The sequence below is a fragment of the Paraoerskovia sediminicola genome (assembly GCF_030296575.1).
Lineage (GTDB): Bacteria > Actinomycetota > Actinomycetes > Actinomycetales > Cellulomonadaceae > Paraoerskovia > Paraoerskovia sediminicola.
Map to the genome: position 1 here is coordinate 132,882 of NZ_AP027729.1, position 16,235 is coordinate 149,116.

The 16,235-nt window shown below is 72.3% G+C and carries 16 protein-coding genes, 1 other RNA gene and 1 pseudogene; 2 read left to right on the forward strand and 16 right to left on the reverse strand.

Annotated features, from left to right (window positions below):
* Positions 1–35: 35 nt before the first annotated feature.
* From QUE47_RS16375 to clpS, 5 genes are all read right to left on the reverse strand, one after another.
* Positions 36–548 (reverse strand): MBL fold metallo-hydrolase, encoded by a 513-nt coding sequence (locus QUE47_RS16375; RefSeq protein WP_350227612.1) that lies wholly within the window; start codon positions 546–548, stop codon positions 36–38.
* A gap of 331 nt (positions 549–879) precedes the next feature.
* Positions 880–1,683 (reverse strand): glutamate racemase, encoded by an 804-nt coding sequence (gene murI, locus QUE47_RS00770; RefSeq protein WP_286218176.1) that lies wholly within the window; start codon positions 1,681–1,683, stop codon positions 880–882.
* 140 nt (positions 1,684–1,823) lie between these two features.
* The gene (locus tag QUE47_RS00775; protein ID WP_286218177.1) at positions 1,824–1,973 is read right to left on the reverse strand and encodes a hypothetical protein; all 150 of its coding nucleotides are present in this window, start codon (positions 1,971–1,973) and stop codon (positions 1,824–1,826) included.
* 117 nt (positions 1,974–2,090) lie between these two features.
* A complete protein-coding gene (locus QUE47_RS00780) occupies positions 2,091–2,801 on the reverse strand; it encodes a DUF2017 family protein (RefSeq protein WP_286218178.1) in 711 nt (236 codons plus the stop codon).
* Positions 2,798–3,127, reverse strand: a complete 330-nt coding sequence (clpS, locus tag QUE47_RS00785; RefSeq protein WP_434019711.1) for an ATP-dependent Clp protease adapter ClpS — start codon at positions 3,125–3,127, stop codon at positions 2,798–2,800. Before clpS ends, QUE47_RS00780 begins: the two co-directional genes overlap by 4 nt.
* A gap of 33 nt (positions 3,128–3,160) precedes the next feature.
* Here clpS and QUE47_RS00790 point away from each other — a divergent pair, with 33 nt between their 5' ends.
* Positions 3,161–4,519 (forward strand): nicotinate phosphoribosyltransferase, encoded by a 1,359-nt coding sequence (locus QUE47_RS00790; RefSeq protein WP_286218180.1) that lies wholly within the window; start codon positions 3,161–3,163, stop codon positions 4,517–4,519.
* A 10-nt stretch (positions 4,520–4,529) separates the two neighbouring features.
* Here QUE47_RS00790 and QUE47_RS00795 read toward each other — a convergent pair.
* From QUE47_RS00795 to QUE47_RS00840, 10 genes and pseudogenes are all read right to left on the reverse strand, one after another.
* Positions 4,530–6,267 (reverse strand): annotated as a pseudogene (locus QUE47_RS00795) (DEAD/DEAH box helicase).
* A 68-nt stretch (positions 6,268–6,335) separates the two neighbouring features.
* Positions 6,336–6,653 carry a DUF3039 domain-containing protein gene (locus QUE47_RS00800; protein WP_286218181.1) on the reverse strand — a complete coding sequence of 106 codons (318 nt, stop codon included), beginning with the start codon at positions 6,651–6,653 and terminating at the stop codon, positions 6,336–6,338.
* A gap of 97 nt (positions 6,654–6,750) precedes the next feature.
* Positions 6,751–7,533, reverse strand: a complete 783-nt coding sequence (nagB, locus tag QUE47_RS00805; RefSeq protein ID WP_286218182.1) for a glucosamine-6-phosphate deaminase — start codon at positions 7,531–7,533, stop codon at positions 6,751–6,753.
* Positions 7,533–8,513, reverse strand: a complete 981-nt coding sequence (locus tag QUE47_RS00810; RefSeq protein WP_286218183.1) for an ROK family protein — start codon at positions 8,511–8,513, stop codon at positions 7,533–7,535. Before QUE47_RS00810 ends, nagB begins: the two co-directional genes overlap by 1 nt.
* Before the next feature lie 16 nt (positions 8,514–8,529).
* Positions 8,530–9,456 (reverse strand): carbohydrate ABC transporter permease, encoded by a 927-nt coding sequence (locus QUE47_RS00815; RefSeq protein WP_286218184.1) that lies wholly within the window; start codon positions 9,454–9,456, stop codon positions 8,530–8,532.
* Positions 9,453–10,016 carry a carbohydrate ABC transporter permease gene (locus QUE47_RS00820; RefSeq protein ID WP_286218185.1) on the reverse strand — a complete coding sequence of 188 codons (564 nt, stop codon included), beginning with the start codon at positions 10,014–10,016 and terminating at the stop codon, positions 9,453–9,455. Before QUE47_RS00820 ends, QUE47_RS00815 begins: the two co-directional genes overlap by 4 nt.
* On the reverse strand, positions 9,977–10,414 hold the full coding sequence (locus tag QUE47_RS00825) for a hypothetical protein (RefSeq protein WP_286218186.1): 438 nt from the start codon (positions 10,412–10,414) through the stop codon (positions 9,977–9,979). The genes QUE47_RS00820 and QUE47_RS00825 overlap by 40 nt, the downstream gene beginning before the upstream one ends.
* Before the next feature lie 294 nt (positions 10,415–10,708).
* Entirely contained in the window at positions 10,709–12,052 is a 1,344-nt protein-coding gene (locus tag QUE47_RS00830; RefSeq protein ID WP_286218187.1) for an extracellular solute-binding protein, read from the reverse strand.
* 196 nt (positions 12,053–12,248) lie between these two features.
* The gene (locus QUE47_RS00835) at positions 12,249–13,406 is read right to left on the reverse strand and encodes an ROK family transcriptional regulator (protein WP_286218188.1); all 1,158 of its coding nucleotides are present in this window, start codon (positions 13,404–13,406) and stop codon (positions 12,249–12,251) included.
* A 99-nt stretch (positions 13,407–13,505) separates the two neighbouring features.
* A complete protein-coding gene (locus QUE47_RS00840; RefSeq protein WP_286218189.1) occupies positions 13,506–14,420 on the reverse strand; it encodes a PfkB family carbohydrate kinase in 915 nt (304 codons plus the stop codon).
* Between the two features lie 146 nt (positions 14,421–14,566).
* On the opposite strand from QUE47_RS00840, the gene QUE47_RS00845 reads away from it, so the two are divergent.
* Complete coding sequence (locus QUE47_RS00845; protein WP_286218190.1) at positions 14,567–15,622, forward strand: DUF4349 domain-containing protein; 1,056 nt, start codon at positions 14,567–14,569, stop codon at positions 15,620–15,622.
* Positions 15,623–15,825: 203 nt separating this feature from the next.
* Here the strand turns inward: QUE47_RS00845 and ssrA are convergent.
* Positions 15,826–16,193: a transfer-messenger RNA gene (gene ssrA, locus QUE47_RS00850) on the reverse strand.
* Between the last annotated feature and the right edge of the window lie 42 nt (positions 16,194–16,235).

The following is a 16,235-nucleotide window of genomic DNA, read 5'->3' on the forward strand; positions in this document are numbered from 1 at the left end:
GCGCGCGGATAGGTGGCGGACGGCGTCCGTTGCCCTCAGACCGTGTAGGTCGCCCCGGAGACGGTGACCTCGAGCGGGCCGTCGTACTCGGACCGCGCCTCGACGACCGTCACCGCGGGGTCGTTCCACGCGGGGACGTGGGTGAGGACGAGCCGAGCTGCCCCCGCCTCGCGCGCCACGCGGCCCGCGCCGCGCCCGGTGAGGTGGATCCCGGGGTCGACGCCGTCGTCGCGCCCCTCGTGGAACGCCGCCTCGCAGAGCAGGAGGTCCACGTCCCGCGCGCCCTCCACGAGCGACGCGCAGTAGTCCGTGTCGCCGGAGTACGCGATCGTGGCGGTCTCCCCGGTCGCACGCTCGACGGCCCGGTGACCCGCACGCCGTACGACTCGAGGGGGTGGTCGACCCGGAACGGTTCGAGGACCAGCGGCCCGATCTCGATCCGGTCCCCCGGAGCCCAGGGCCGGAAGCACATCTCGGCGCCCATGTGCTCGTCCGGTGCGAGGCCGTAGGCCGCACCGACCCGTGCCTCGATGTCGGACGGGCCCCACACCGGCAGCCGCCCGGGCGCGTCAGGGGTCGGCACGGCGTCGGACCGACCGTCGCGCTCGGTCCCTCCGCCCGGGTGGTAGCGCAGGTAGACGTACAGGCCGCAGAGGTCGACGAAGTGGTCGGGATGCAGGTGGCTGATCGCCACCCCGTCGAGCGCGAGCGGGTCCACATGCCGCTGCAGGGCGCCCAGCGCCCCGTTGCCCAGGTCGAGCGCGACGTTCCACTCGCGCCCGTCGGGAGAGACGTCGTCCGGCACCCGGACCAGATGGCAGGAGGCGGGCGAGTCGGGGCCTGCGAACGAGCCGGCGCACCCGACGGTGACCAGGCGCATCAGGCGACGCCCACCGACGTCACCGACGGTCCGAGGAAGCGTCGGGCGAGCTGGTCGAAGGGCTCGGAACCGCCCGTGGACACGAACGTGTGCTCGGGGGCGCCCGCGTCCCGGGAGCGCTCCAGGCCCTGCGCGACGAGGACGCGGTAGACGTCCTTCGCGGTCTCCTCCGCGCTCGAGACGAGCGTGACGTCGTCGCCCATGACGTAGGAGATCGCGCCGGTGAGCAGCGGGTAGTGGGTGCAGCCGAGGACGAGCGTGTCGACGCCAGCCGCACGGACGGGGTCGAGGTACTCGTGCGCGACCTCGAGGACCTCGGGGCCGGAGGTGACCCCTGCCTCGACCAGGCGCACGAACTCGGGGCACGCACGGGAGGTGACGGTCAGGCCGGGGGCGACGCCGAGCGCGTCCTCGTAGGCGCGGGAGGTGACGGTCGCTCGCGTGCCGATCACGCCGATCCGGCCCGAGCGGGTCGCGGCGACCGCGCGGCGGGCCGCCGGCAGGATCACCTCGACCACGGGGAGACCGTGCCGCACCGTGTACCGCTCGCGGGCGTCGCGCAGCACGGCGGCCGACGCGCTGTTGCACGCGATGACGAGCATCTTGACGCCCTCGTCGACGAGCTGGTCCATGATCGACATCGCCATCGCGCGGACGGCGGCCAGCGGCTTGGGCCCGTACGGGCTGTTCGCCGTGTCCCCGATGTACCGCAGCGACTCGCCCGGCAGCTGGTCGAGGATCGCCCGCGCGACCGTCAGCCCACCCACGCCGGAGTCGAAGATGCCGATGGGTGCGTCGTTCACGGGTTCGAGACTATCCGGACGCACCGCGGCGCACGTCCCGAATCGCTGTGATCCGGACGACGTGCGCCGCGTGGTCTCGGCCGCGAGCCAGGCACCGTCGTCGGTGCCCGGCCCGGCAAGAGGCCCCGAAAGGCTCAGTGCTACCTCTTGGCGCGGTTGAGCAGCCCGACGACGAGCGCGACCACGAGGATCGCGATACCGATCCAGATGAGGATCTTCGCCGCTTCGACCGCCACGCCGAACACGAGGAGGACGACACCGACGATGAGAATGATGAGCCAGAGAGGCAACGTAGTTCCTTTCGACGACTCCAGGGCGGAGTGCCCTGGACGTGAAGAAGGACCATGGCACCTCCGGAGGGAACTCGCACGCGGGGCCGCAGCGACCGCGCGCGGCCCCGCGCACGATCAGCCGAGATCGCCCAGCATGCCCTCGACCAGCGAGTCCTGGAGCCATCCCGCCGTCGCGAAGACGCTCGCGAAGAACCGCCGCGGGCCGGCGCCCGCCCCGTCGTCGGGCCCGTCGGCGGCCCCCTCGTCGGGGCTCCCGGCCACGAGCTCCTCGTGGACTGCCTCGACCTGCGCGTCGGTCTCGATCCCCAGCCGCGCCGCCAGCACGAGCCGCAGGTCGGTGAGCGCGGCCGCCACCGCACCCGCGTCCTCGCGGCGCACCAGGAGCGGAGCCCTCGTCCCGGGCTCGGGTTCCTCCGCGAGCAGCAGGTTCGCGAGCAGCATCAGCGCGGCGGTCTTGCGGTCCACCAGATCGTGCTGCGTGAGCCGCCGGAACTCGGACGACACGTCCGCGTCGTCATGCGAGCCGTCCGGCAGCAGCCGGGCCAGTGCCGGGTCGGCCGGGAGCCCGGGCGCGGCCGAACCCTCCGAGGGCAGCCCGTGCGGCGGCAGCTCGTCGAGCGGCACCTCGGTGCGCTCGACCGGACCTGCCGGATCGCCCGGCGCGGCCGCCCCGGCGGGTCGGCCGTCGTCGTCCGTCCGGTCGGTGTCACCCTCCACGGTCCCGAGCATCTGGGCCACGTCCGCGAGGACCTGCGCGAGCACGATCCGCTCCGCGGCATCGAGCTCGGCGACGTACCCGAGCGCGTGCGGTCGGAACGCCCTCACGCGGCGGCCCGCTGCATCGTCGCCCAGAGCCCGAACCCGTGCATCGCCTGGACATCGACCTCGACCTTCTCGCGCGAGCCGCGCGAGACCACCGACCGACCCTCCTCGTGGACCTGCAGCATCAGCCGGCGGGCATGGGCCTCGTCGTACCCGAAGTAGCTCCGGAACACATAGGTCACGTAGGACATGAGATTGACCGGGTCGTTCCAGACCACGGTCTGCCACGCATCGGCCGTCGCCCCCGTCTGCGCGGCCTCGTCCTCGCGGACGTCGGTACGGACGTCCTCGCTCACGTCGGGGTACGCGGTCTCGGTCATCACGACCATCGTATGCGCGCGGCTGCACCTAGGGTGTGCGTCATGACGACGGCGTTGCTCACCGACCGGTACGAGCTCACGATGGTGCAGGCCGCTCTCGCGGACGGCACCGCGCACCGGCACAGCGTCTTCGAGGTCTTCACGCGTCGTCTGCCCGAGGGGCGCCGGTACGGCGTGCTCGCCGGGACCGGACGGGTGCTCGAGGCGCTCGAGTCCTTCCGCTTCGACGACACGACGCTGGCCTGGCTCGAGCGGGAGCAGGTGGTCGACGCCCGCACCGTCGCGTTCCTCGCCGACTACCGGTTCACCGGGTCGATCACCGGCTACGCCGAGGGCGAGATCTACGTCCCGCACTCCCCGGTGCTCACGGTGGAGGGGACGTTCGCCGAGGCGGTGCTGCTCGAGACGCTCGTCCTGTCGATCCTCAACCACGACTCCGCGATCGCCGCGGCCGCGTCCCGCATGACCAGCGCCGCCGTGGACCGGCCGTGCCTCGAGATGGGCTCGCGCCGCACCCACGAGCACGCCGCGGTCGCCGCAGCCCGTGCGGCGGTGATCGCCGGGTTCACGGGCACCTCCAACCTGGAGGCAGGCCGGGTCTACGGGCTCCCGACGATCGGCACCGCCGCCCACGCGTTCACGCTCCTGCACGACGACGAGGAGTCCGCGTTCGCCGGCCAGGTCGCCTCCCAGGGGGTCGGGACGACGCTGCTCGTGGACACCTACGACGTGGCGCGCGGGGTCGAGCGCGCCGTCGCGGCCGCGGGCACCGACCTCGGGGCGGTGCGCCTGGACTCCGGGGACCTCGGCGGGCTCGCCGTCGACGTCCGCCGACAGCTCGACGCGCTCGGCGCGACCAGGACGAAGATCGTCGTGACGTCGGACCTCGACGAGCACGCCATCGCCGGCCTGGCCTCGGCCCCCGTCGACTCCTACGGTGTCGGCACCCAGCTGGTCGTCGGGTCGGGGGCACCGACGTGCGGCATGGTCTACAAGCTCGTCGCGCGCGAGGACGCCTCCGGCACCCTGCGCCCGGTCGCCAAGGCGTCCGCGTCGAAGTCGAGCGTCGGTGGACGCAAGTCCGCCGCCCGACGTACGGACGGCGAAGGGCGCGCGACCGCGGAGGTCGTCGTCACGGGCTCCGCGGACGCGGTGGACGCCTGGGGCCGCGTTCCCGACGGCCACGGAGAGCACGGCGGACCGGACGTCGAAGGCGAGCTCCGGGCGCTCCAGGTGCCGCTGGTCGTCGACGGGTCGGTCGAGTCCCGGTGGACGGGACCGAGCGGGGTCCACCTGGCGTCCGCCCGGCATGCACGCTCACGGGACGAGCTGCCCCGCGGGGCGCGCCGGCTCTCCGCCGGCGAACCGGCGATCCCCACGGAGCTCGTCGACCTCGACTGAGACGGACCCGTCAGCGGCGACCGACGAACCAGCCCCGCACCACGCCGATCCGCGCGTCCAGCTGCTCCGCCGTGGCCAGCGGGACCTCGGGGCCACCCGACCGACGACGCAGCTCGTTGTGGACCGTGCCGTGGGGGCGGCCGCTCTTGCGGGCCCACGCGGACACGAGCTGGGACAGCTCCTTGCGCAGCTCCGCGGCGCGACGGTGCTCCAGCTCGGCACGGTCCGGCTCCGCCGCGCGCTTGGAGCGCGAGGAGATCTGGTCCGCCTGGCGCTGGCGCAGCAGCGTCGCCACCTGGTCCGCGTCGAGCAGCCCGGGCAGGCCCAGGAAGTCCTGCTCGTCGTCGGAGCCCACGTCGGCACCGGTCCCGAACTCGCCGCCGTCGAAGAGCACCCGGTCGAACGAGGCCTGGGCGTCCAGGGCTTCGAACGAGCCCTGCACGCCGTCGTCCGACGCCTTCTCCTCGCGGTTGGCGGCCGCCATCAGGGCGTCCTCGGGCGAGAAGTCCTCCCCTGCTCCTCCGCCGTGAGCGGACGGTCGAGCGCGTGGTCCCGCTCGGCCTCCATCGCGTTGGCCAGGTCCACGAGCCGCGGCACGCTGGGGAGGAACACCGACGCGGTCTCGCCGCGCCTGCGCGCCCGCACGAACCGGCCGACCGCCTGCGCGAAGTACAGCGGGGTCGCCGTCGAGGTCGCGTAGACCCCGACCGCGAGCCGCGGCACGTCGACGCCCTCCGAGACCATCCGGACCGCGACCATCCACCGCGCGTCCCCCGACGCGAACTCGTCGATGCGCGCGCTCGCCCCGTCGTCGTCCGACAGCACGACGGTCGGGGACGTCCCCGTGATCCGGGCGAGGTGCCCGGCGTAGGCGCGGGCGTCGGTCTGGTCGCTCGCGATGACCAACCCGCCGGCGTCCGGGACCGACCTGCGCACCTCGCTCAGCCGCTTGTCGGCCGCGGCGAGGACCGAGGGGATCCACTCCCCTGCGCGTCCAGCGCCGTCCGCCACGCCTGCTGGGTCAGGTCCTTCGTCATGTCCTCGCCGAGGCGCGCGGAGACCTCGTCGCCCGCCCTGGTGCGCCAGCGCATCTGTCCCGAGTAGGTCAGGAAGAGGACCGGCCGGACGACGTGGTCGCGCAGCGCGTCCCCGTACCCGTACGTGTAGTCGGCGACCGAGCGGCGGATCCCCTGCGCGTCGCGGTCGTAGCGGACGAACGGGATCGCCGCGGTGTCGGAGCGGAACGGGGTCCCCGTCAGCGCGAGCCGGCGCGCAGCGCCCTCGAACGCCTCCCGGACCGCGTCGCCCCAGGAGAGCGCGTCGCCGCCGTGGTGCACCTCGTCGAGGATCACCAGGGTCGGTGCGGCAGTCGTCCTCGCCGCGTGCAGGGCAGGCTTGGCCGCCACCTGGGCGTACGTCAGCGCGACGCCGTCGTAGTGCGCGCCGTGCCGACCCTGGCTGTTGCGGAAGCTGGGGTCGATCCTGATGCCGACCCGCGCCGCGGCGTCGGCCCACTGGTGCTTGAGGTGCTCGGTCGGCGCCACGACGGTGACCCGCCGGACCACGCCGGCCTCGAGCAGCTCGGTCGCGATGCGCAGCGCGAACGTCGTCTTGCCGGCGCCCGGCGTCGCGACCGCGAGGAAGTCGCGCGGAGCCGCGGCCTGGTACTGCGCGATCGCCTCGGCCTGCCAGGCGCGCAGCTTGGACGCGGTGCCCCAGGGGGCACGGCTCGGGAACGCCGGCGACAGGTGCGAGGCGGCCGACGGTGACGGTGTCTGCGGTTGTGCGGGAGCGGTGGACGTGGTGGTGCGGTCGCTCACTTGCCGGAGTCGCCGTCGCCGTCCTGCGGGGACCGCAGACCTTCGTAGATCTCCTTGCACGTGGGGCACACGGGGAACTTGTTCGGGTCCCGTCCCGGCACCCACACCTTGCCGCAGAGCGCGATGACCGGCTTCCCGGACATCGCGGACTTCATGATCTTCTCCTTGCGCACGTAGTGCGCGAACCGCTCGTGGTCGCCGGGCTCGACCTTCTCCTCGGCCTCGGTGCGCTCGAGCACGCTCGTCGACGTGCCCGACGCCGGGTCGGAGGGACCGGCAGGCTCTTGCGGACGTCCGGGGGTGTTCTCGCTCATGGCGCCGAGTCTAGGTGCTGCCCCCGACGCGGACACCCGATCGCCGTGCGGACGGACGGTCCCGGCGGTGTGACGAACGCGACGCGCCCGACCGAGGTCACAGACCCTGCCAGTCCGGCTTCGAGCGGTACGTCTGGCGGTAGTAGTCGGCGAGCTGGAGCCGGCTCGCCGCGGCGTCGTCGACCAGCACCGTCGCGTGGGGGTGCATCTGCATGATCGTGCCGGGCCACATCGCCGAGATCGGTCCCTCGACGAGCTGGTGCACGGCCTCGGCCTTGCCCTTGCCCGTGGCCAGGAGCACGAGGTGCTTCGCGGACATGATCGTCGCCAGGCCCTGCGTCAGGCAGTGCTGAGGCACCTGGTCGAGGTCGTCGCCGAAGAAGCGGGCGTTGTCCTCGCGGGTCTGGGCCGTGAGCGTCTTGATGCGGGTGCGCGACGCGAGCGACGAGCCGGGCTCGTTGAACGCGATGTGCCCGTCGGTGCCGATACCGAGGATCTGCACGTCGACCCCGCCGGCGTCGGCGATCGCCGCCTCGTAGTCGGCGCAGGCGGCGACCAGGTCGTCGGCCAGCCCGTCGGGGCCGCGCACGGCGTCGGGCGCGAAGTCCACCCGCGAGGCGATCTCCTTCTCGATGACGTTGCGGTACCGCTCCGGGTGGTCGGCGGCGAGGCCGACGTACTCGTCCAGCATGAACGCCCTGGCGCGCGCGAAGGACAGACCCTCCTCGGCGTGCCGGCGGGCGAGCTCGTCGTAGACCTTCAGCGGGCTGGACCCGGTCGCGAGGCCGAGCACGGACTCCGGCCGGGCACGCAGTCGCTCCTCGATCGTGTCGGCGGCCAGCCGGGCGAGCTCCTCGGCGGGAGCGATCACAACTTCCATCAGGACACCTCTCTACGGCTCACGAGGGCTGCGCCCACCGCGGCGACCGGGACGCCGGCCGGGGTCAGCGAGACCCGGTCGGCCATGTTCAGGGTTGCGAGGAACGGCGAGAGCTCGCCGCGCGCGGCGAGAGCCGCGGCGACCCCGGTGAGCAGCGGCTCGCCGAGGGCGCTCACGCCACCGCCGATGACGACGTCCGCGACGTCGTAGGTCAGCACCAGCATCTGGACCGCCACAGCGACGGCGTCGAGGAACTCGTCGCGCACCGTCACGGCGAGGGCGTCGCCCCTCGCGGCCGCGGCGAACAGCTCCGCGGGTGCGTGCAGCCCGGGGGCCACGGGCCACCGCGAGGCCAGCGCGGACCCCGAGGCGTAGACCTCGAGGCACCCCCGCTGACCGCAGGCGCACCGCGGCCCGCGCGGGTCCACCGGGACGTGCCCGATCTCGCCGACCGCACCGCTGACGCCGCGGCGCAGCCGCCCGCCGAGCACGATCCCGGCGGCGAGCCCCGTCCCGAGGGCGAGGTAGGCGAGCTCGGCGCCGGCCTCGCTCCCGCGACCCTGCCGCGCGAGGTGGTGGGCCGCACCGACGGCCGCGACGTTCAGGTCGTTGTCGACCGCGACAGGCACTCCGCCGGTCCGCGAGGCCAGCCGGTCCGCGAGCGGGAACGGCTCGCCACGGATCCCGACGTTCACGGCATGGGTGACGCACCCCGTCCCGGGGTCGACGAGGCCGGGGATCCCGACCCCGATGCCCCCGAGGTCGCCGACCGCGATCCCGACCGGGCCCACGAGAGCGCCCACGACGTCCTCGACGCTCGCCAGGACCCCTTCGGGACCTTGGCGCGTCGGACGACGCTCGTCGCCCAGGACCGTCCCGTCCGGACCGAGAAGCACGCCGTGGACCTTGGTGCCGCCCACGTCGAGCCCCACGGAGCACGCGCCGTGCAGCTCCGTCGCCGGAGGGACCGGGTCGAGCACACCGGCAGCTCCCACGTCAGCCCTTGACCGCACCGGAGACGAGGCCACCGGTCATCTTGTTCTGCACGAACAGGAAGAAGATCATCACGGGCAGGGCGATGAGGGTCGAGGCCGCCATCACCTGCGCCCAGTTGACCCCCTGGTTGACGCTGGCGTTGAGGAACCCGCGCAGCCACAGCGGCAGCGTCTGCTTGTCCGCCGCCGGCAGCGCGACGAGCGCGATCGTGAACTCGTTCCAGGCCTGCAGGAACGCGTACACCCCTGCGGCCACGAGCCCGGGCGCCAGCAGCGGGAACGTGATCTTGAGGAACGCCTTCGTGCGGCTCAGCCCGTCGACCATCGCGGCCTCCTCGAGCTCGGCCGGGATGCCTGCGACGAAGCCGCGCAGCATCCAGATCGTGAACGGCACGATCGCCGCGGTGTAGAGGATCGAGACACCGACGACCGAGTTGAGCAGGTTCGTCGCCGACAGCATCTTGTACTGCGCGATGAAGAGGCCCTCGGCAGGGAGCATCTGGATGAAGAGCACCGCGACGATGAACGACTTGCGCCCGCGGAACTTGAAGCGGCTGATCGCCAGGGCCGCCAGGAACGCGAACAGAATCACCGCGATGAGAGTCACGATGGTGATGAGGAGACTCATCTGCAGGGCGGACCAGAATCCGGTCCCGTCGGTGGCGTTCTCGTAGTTCGCGGTGGTCGCGTTCGTCGGGAAGAACGACGGCGTGCGCGACGACAGCCGGGCGTTCGGGGTGAAGGACGAGTTGATCATCCAGTAGACCGGGAAGACCCACAGCAGCGCGACGACGATCGCCGTCAGGTTCCCGACGAGCTTGCTGACGCGGAACTTGCGGCGGGCCGTCGTGGCGAGCCGCGCCTGGGACACCTTCGCGGGCGAGCCGCCGCGTGCGTGGGCGGGCGCGGACGCGTGGGTGGCGCTCATGACTCGTCCTCCTTGAGAAGGTTCCGCACGTACGGCCAGCTCAGCAGGATCGTGAGGGCCAGGACGAACAGCGAGACCGCGGCCGCGCCGGCGAAGTCCTGCCGACCGATCCCGAGCTCGTAGATGAAGTTGCCGAGGAGGTTCGTCTCGCTCACCGGCGCGCCGGCGTCCTGCAGGAGGCGGATCTGCGCGAAGACGCGCAGGTCCCAGATGATCTGCAGGAGCAGGACGATCGAGATGACCGGGCGGACCATCGGGAAGATGATGTACATGAAGCGCTTGGTGCCGGAGGCACCGTCGAGCGCCGCGGCCTCGAGGACCTCGTCCGAGACCTGCGTGAGCGCCGCGTACACGGAGAGGGCGACGAAGGGCACCGACATCCAGGTGATGATCACCGTGGCGACGAAGAAGAACGAGAGCGGCTCGGCCAGCCAGTTGTGACCGTCGAAGTCGAGCCCGAGCTGGACGAGGATCCAGTTGATGACGCCCTGGCGCCAGTCGAACAGCCACTTCCAGACCGTCACCGCGGCGACCATCGGCATCGCCCACGCCAGCAGCATCGCGATCTGGATCGCGAAGCGGGGACGACGCTCACGCTCTTCATCAGCAGCGCGAACAGCGTGCCGAGCCCGACGGCGAGGAACGCGTTGACGAGGCAGAAGGCCACGGAGCGCGCCACGACGACCCAGACGACGTCGCTGGTGAAGATCTCGATGTAGTTGTCGAGGCCGACGAACTCGGGCGGGGCCGTCCCGAACTGCTGGGCGAGACCGAACTCCTGCATCGAGGTGATGACCTGCCAGTACACGGGGTAACCGAGACCGAGGAGCAGGACCAGGACCGCAGGGATCAGGAGGTAGTAGGGCGTCTTCGGACGCCGGCGCTTGCGGGCGGCGGCCCGCGGCGGTGGCGCCGAGGCCTCGTCGACCGGAGCGCTTCCGGTCGTGGTGGTCGTCATGGCGTTCTCCCTCTTCCGGGTGCTCCCGGAAGCGTGAGGACGCGTCGCGCCCTCGCAGATGAGGTTTCAGGGTCCGAGGTGCGGACCCGGCTGATCGGGGCTCGGCCCCGTGGACGGCGCGTGACGGGCCGTGGTGAGCCTGTTGCGGGCCAGGTGTGGGCCTGTGGGCCCGTGGCGGGCCCGGCGCGGGCCGCGAGCCGGGCCGGAAAGGGCCCGGTGCCGGCCCTGTGCGGGCCGGGAGGCGGGGCCTCGGCCGCCGTCCTAGGGGCGGCGGCCGAGGTCCCGAGAAGAGCGTCAGCCCTGGTTCAGCATCGGGGTGATCTTCTCGTCGTACTCGGCCGTGACCGCTGCGACGTCGCCACCCTCGGCGATCTTCTGGAACATCTCCTCGAGGACGTTCGCGCCCTCGACGGCCGCCCAGCCCGGCGCCGCCGGGGTGAGCTTCGAGGCCTCGGCGGTCTCGATCGTGGTCTTGGCGAACTTGTCGTCACCGAGCGAGGACGTGTAGTCCGTGTTCGCCGGGCCGAGGCCGTTCTCGCCGAGCATCGTCTGGTACTCCTCGGAGTAGATGATGCGCATGAGGTTCTTGGCGAGCTCCGGGTGCTGCGACTTCGCCGAGATGGCGAGGTTCGAGCCACCGGCGAAGACCGGGGCGATGCCGCCGTCGGTGCCCGGGAGCGCGAAGATGTCGTACTTCGAGTCGTCCGCCATGCCGTCGCGGACCTCGTCGCCGTCGTCGTTGGTGGTGAGCTCACCGATCGACCAGCGGGCCCAGCCCGGCGCCATCATCGTGGCGGCCTCGGGGTCCTCACCGTCGGCACCGTCGTTCAGGAAGTCCCAGTACGCGAGGTCCTTGGCGGTCGCCGGGGCGTTCGAGGCGCCCGTGTAGAGGTCCTGCCACTGCTCGAGGCCCTTGACCGACTCGGGGCTCGAGAACGTCGAGGTCCACTGGCCCTCGCCGTCGACCGTGGCGAGGTCGCCACCGTTGGCGAAGATCCAGGAGATGCCGTTGCGCCAGTCCTGACCGCCGATGACGAAGCCGGACATGTCGTCCGTCTTGAGCTCCTTGGCGGAGTCGCTGAACTCGGAGAGCGTCTTGGGCACCTCGAGGCCGGCAGCGTCCCAGATGTCCTTGCGGTAGAACATGTAGCGCGAACCGAAGTAGTACGGGAGCGCGAAGTTCTGGTCGCCGACCTTGCCGACCTCGACGAACGACTGGAGCAGCTTGTCGCCGCCCAGCTCGTCGTACATGTCGGTCAGGTCGAGGAACGCACCGATGTTGGTGAACGTCGGCGACTGCGTGTTGCCGACCTCGACGACGTCGGGCGTGTTCGCCTCGTCCGGGAGCGCCGTCGTCAGCGAGGTGACCAGGTCGGGCCACTCCTGCTGCTCGATGGTCAGCGTCGAGCCCTCGTTCTCGGCCTCGAACGTGGTCTTGAGGTACTCACGGAGCTCGTCCGGGGTGTCGCCACCGGCGACCCACATCGTGATGTCGCCGGCCTCGGCGGAGTCACCGGAACCGGAGTCGGTGTCGGTCTCGGCCGAGGTGTCGGAGTCGCTGCCGGAGCATGCGGCGAGCGCGAAGGACAGGGTGATCGTCGAGGCCACGGCGGTGGCAACGAGGCGGTTCCTCTTCACTGGGGTACTTCCTCTCGATTTTCTGCGGGACGGCGCTGGGGACGCCGCCTGTCGTGCTGGTCGTTACCTGTTGCGAGGTGCTGTCAGGTGCAGGTCGTGCCGGGCGGAGCAGGTGTTGCGGGTGCAGGCGCTGCGGACGCGTCACCTGCGGTACCCGGCCGGGGCCGGGAGATCTCGGGCTGTCGACGGACGGGGATCACGAGACCCCCAGCTGTCCGGACAGGACCAGGACGGCAGCGCCCGAGAGCACGACGTCCTCGTGGAGCGCGGCGAGGCGGACCTCGAGGTCCGCGTGCACCACGGGCATGGTGCGCGCACGGAGCACGTCGAGCGCTGCCTCGCGGAAGGCGCCGTCGAGCAGGTCAGCGGGACCGCTCAGGATGACCTCGGCGAGGTTCAGCGCGCTCACGACGGGAGCGAGCGCTGCACCGAGCTCGGCGCCCGCCGCCGCGAGGGCGGCCTCCGCGTCGGCGGGGTTCGCGGCCTCGTCGCGGGCCCGCGTGAGCGCAGGGACGGAGACGATGGTCTCGAGGCAACCGTTCCGGCCGCAGCCGCAGAGCGCGCCGCCCGTGGGGCGGACCGTGACGTGGCCGATCTCGCCGGCAGCGAACCCGTGCCCGCGGACCGGGGACCCGTCGACGACGGACCCCGCCCCGACACCGGCGCCGAAGGTGACGACCATGAAGCCGACCCCGTCGGCTCCCCCGAAGGTGAACTCGGCGAGGGCGGCGATGTTGGCGTCGTTGGCCACGTGCACCGGCAGCCCGAGCCGTTCGCTGAGGTTCTCCGCGAGCGGGACGTCGTACCAACCCCGGTTCGGCGCCTCGACGACGCGACCCTCGGAGTCGACGATCCCGGGGGACCCGAGACCCACACCGAGGACCGGCTGGGTGGCCGCAGCGACGAGACCGCGGACGAAGCGGGCGACGAACTCGACGAGCTCGTGACCCGTCCGCCCGTCGATCGGGAGGTTCTGGTGGACGACGGGCTCGCCGGTCAACGCCATCACCGCGCCGCGGAGCTCGAACGCGTCGGTGAGGTCGACGGCGACGATCTGGTAGGCGCTCGTGCGCATCCCGACGAGGATCGCCGGCTTCCCGACGCGCTGCCCGGGGCGGAACCCGAGCTCCTCCACGAGACCCTCGCCGATCAGCACCGAGATGAGGTCGGAGATCGTGACCCGCGTCAGGCCCGTGGAGCGCGCCAGGTCCGCGCGGGACGTGGGCCCGTCGTGGAAGAGGTGCTGGAGCACGAGCGACCGGTTGTGGGCCCGTGCATGCTCCGGAAGCACCTTCACGGTCGGCCGCAGCACGGTGCGCAGCGTGCGCTGCGGTGCGGCTCCCTCGGTCGTCATGTTTGTTAGTAGACAACCTTTACTAAGGCGTGTCAAGCGTTCGCGAGGACCATCTCCAAACTGTTGCCGTTCTGAGATGTTCGTCACGACCGCGCGCCGTCAGGCCTCCAAGAACCCCGAGAACCCGCCGTTCACGCCGACCCAGCCCAGGGCTCCCGGGTGCTCGACCGAGGCCGTCGCGACCTCTGCGGCGCGCTCGATCGAGGTCAGGACGGTCGCGCCCGAGGCCAGCCATGCGGCGAGCGCACCGTGGAGCACGTCCCCCGCGCCGAGCGTGTCCACGACCGTCGCCTCCGGCACGCCGACCTCGTGCCGCCCGTCGGCGTCGAGCACCTCGATCGCCCGGTGCCCTCGGGAACGGGCCACCACCGTGCCAGGTCGCATCGCCGCGGCCGCGGCGTCGAGAGTGCCCTCCTCGGCGACCGCAGGCATCCGGAAGTCCTCCGAGAGCAGCACCACGTCGCACCACCCGAGCAGCTCCGGCGTCCCGGGCTTGAACGACCCTCCGTCGAGGACGGTCCGCGCGCCCACCTGCCGCGCATGTCGGGCGACGCGCTCGGCGAGGTCGACGTGATGACCGTCGAGGAGGACGACGTCGGCGGGTCCCAGCCCGGCGAGCGCGGCCTCGACGGCGTCAGCGACGTCGGGAGCGGCGGGCGCGGCACTCTGCGCGCCGGACGAGACGGCATTGGTGCTGACCACCGCCCTCTCCCCCGTCGCACGGGTCACCACGACCGTCGAGACCGGAGGGGCGTCGTCCGGCTCGGCGACGTCCACGACGCGCACGCCGGCCGCCCGCAGCCCCTCGGCGGCGATGCTGCCGAGCCCGGCGCCGCCGACCCGGCTGATCAGGGTCGCGGGCACCCCGAGCGCGCTCGCCGTCGCCGCGGCGTTCGCCGCCGGGCCGCCGAACTCGATCGACGCGTCGACCGCGCGGACCTTCTCGTTCGCAGCCGGGAACCTCTCGACGACCTGGACGACGTCGACCGTCACGAGCCCGCAGCAGACCAGCACCCGCCCATGGTGGCAGAGCCCCGAGCGACGCCGGGATGTGTCCCGACGGTCTGTACCGAATGTCCGGATCACGATGTCGCCACGAACCGGTCACGATCCGGTCGCGACGGGCCGGGACCCCCGGTTCTCGCCCTACGCTCGCTCCCATGGACCACCGTTCCCGGCTGCTGCGCAGCGCGACCGCCCTCGCCCTCGTCGCGCTCTTCGCCACGGGGTGCTCGGCGAGCGGCGAGGACTCCAGCGCCGCGGACGACGCGGCGGTCGGGTCGGACGCCATCGACTCGTCCGCCGGGCGCGCCGCCGGCCCGGAGCTGGTGGAGGGACCCGTCACCGACGCCGCGGACGGCGCGAGCACCGACACCGAGGCGGACCCGGACGCGGATCGCAGCGAGATCACCACGGGATCGGTCTGGCTCCGGGCCGACGACCCCTCCGTCGCCTCCCAGCAGATCGCCGGGATGGTCGAGGCCGCCGGCGGCCGCGTCGAGTCGCGCTCGCAGTTCACCCCCGACGGGGACGACGGCGGCGACCCCTCCGCCTCGATGAGCGTCCGGATCCCCAGCGAGTCGGTGACCGCGACCATCGAGGCCCTCGACGAGGTCGGGGAGGTCACCGAGGTCTCGGTCGACACCGTCGACGTCACCGCCCAGGCCCAGGACCTCGACGCGCGGATCGCCGCGCTCACGGCGTCCACCCGAAGGCTGACCGAGCTGATGGCCGACGCGACCTCCACCGAAGACCTCCTCACCGCCGAGAAGGAGCTCACCGCGCGCCAGGCCGAGCTCGACAGCCTCACGAACCAGCGTGACCAGCTCAGCGACCAGGTGGCCATGTCGACCCTGTGGATCACCATCGATGTGCCGAGCGCACCGACAGAGCTCGCGCCAGGCGGCTTCACCGGCGGCCTGGCCACCGGCTGGGACGCGCTCCTCACGTTCGTCAACGCCACCGTCGTCACCGTCGGCGTGCTCGTCCCGTGGCTCGCGCTCGGGGCCGTCGTCCTCGTCGTCGTCCTCGCCGTCCGGCGCCGCCACAGGCGCAGGTCGGAGCTCGGGGGCGCGGGGCCGGACGACGACGGCCGCGGCGACCCGGACGCCGACCCCGGGACCGGCCCTGGATCGGGCGGCCCTGCGCAGAGCCGGCCCGAGCACGCGGACGCGCCCGCCCCCCGCCAGGCCGGCGACCGGGTCGACGCCCGCTGACCTGCGCACGAGGCCACACCGCTGCGCGGCTCCAGGCGGACAGGTTCCGCGGGCTGCGGATCCGTCCCGGGCACCCTGCCGGGGCAGGCCCGACGACCGACCTGGCGACGCGAGCCGCACGAGTCGGGCGGAGCGCCGCGGCAGAACGACACGACGAAGGCCGCCGCCCGGCAGGGCGACGGCCTTCAGGAGACTGAGGTCTCGGGTGGAGGTGCGGGGAATCGAACCCCGGTCCGGCAGCGCTTTTCGGGGACTTCTCCGGGCGCAGTCCGCTCTGCTTTTCTCGGCCCCAGCACTCACACGGACAAGGTGCTGACAGGCCCAGTCGGCTTGAAGTCCCCGCGATACCACCGACGAGCATCGCGAGCAGTGGCTCTCTAGCTGACGCCAGGAACCGGGGCGAGAGCTACCCCGGGCTGACGGACTTCGAAGACTCGCTCAGGCGGCGAGTGCGAAGTCGGTGCGCTTGTTATCGGCACCTATGGTTTCGCAGACATCGTTAACGAGATAAGTCTGCATCCTCGGCCCGCTTCTCCTCGAAGCACGACCACCGTCGAAACCGATCACCCCCTGTGCAGTTGTCAAGCACCCCGGGAAGGCTCGAGAGCCGAAC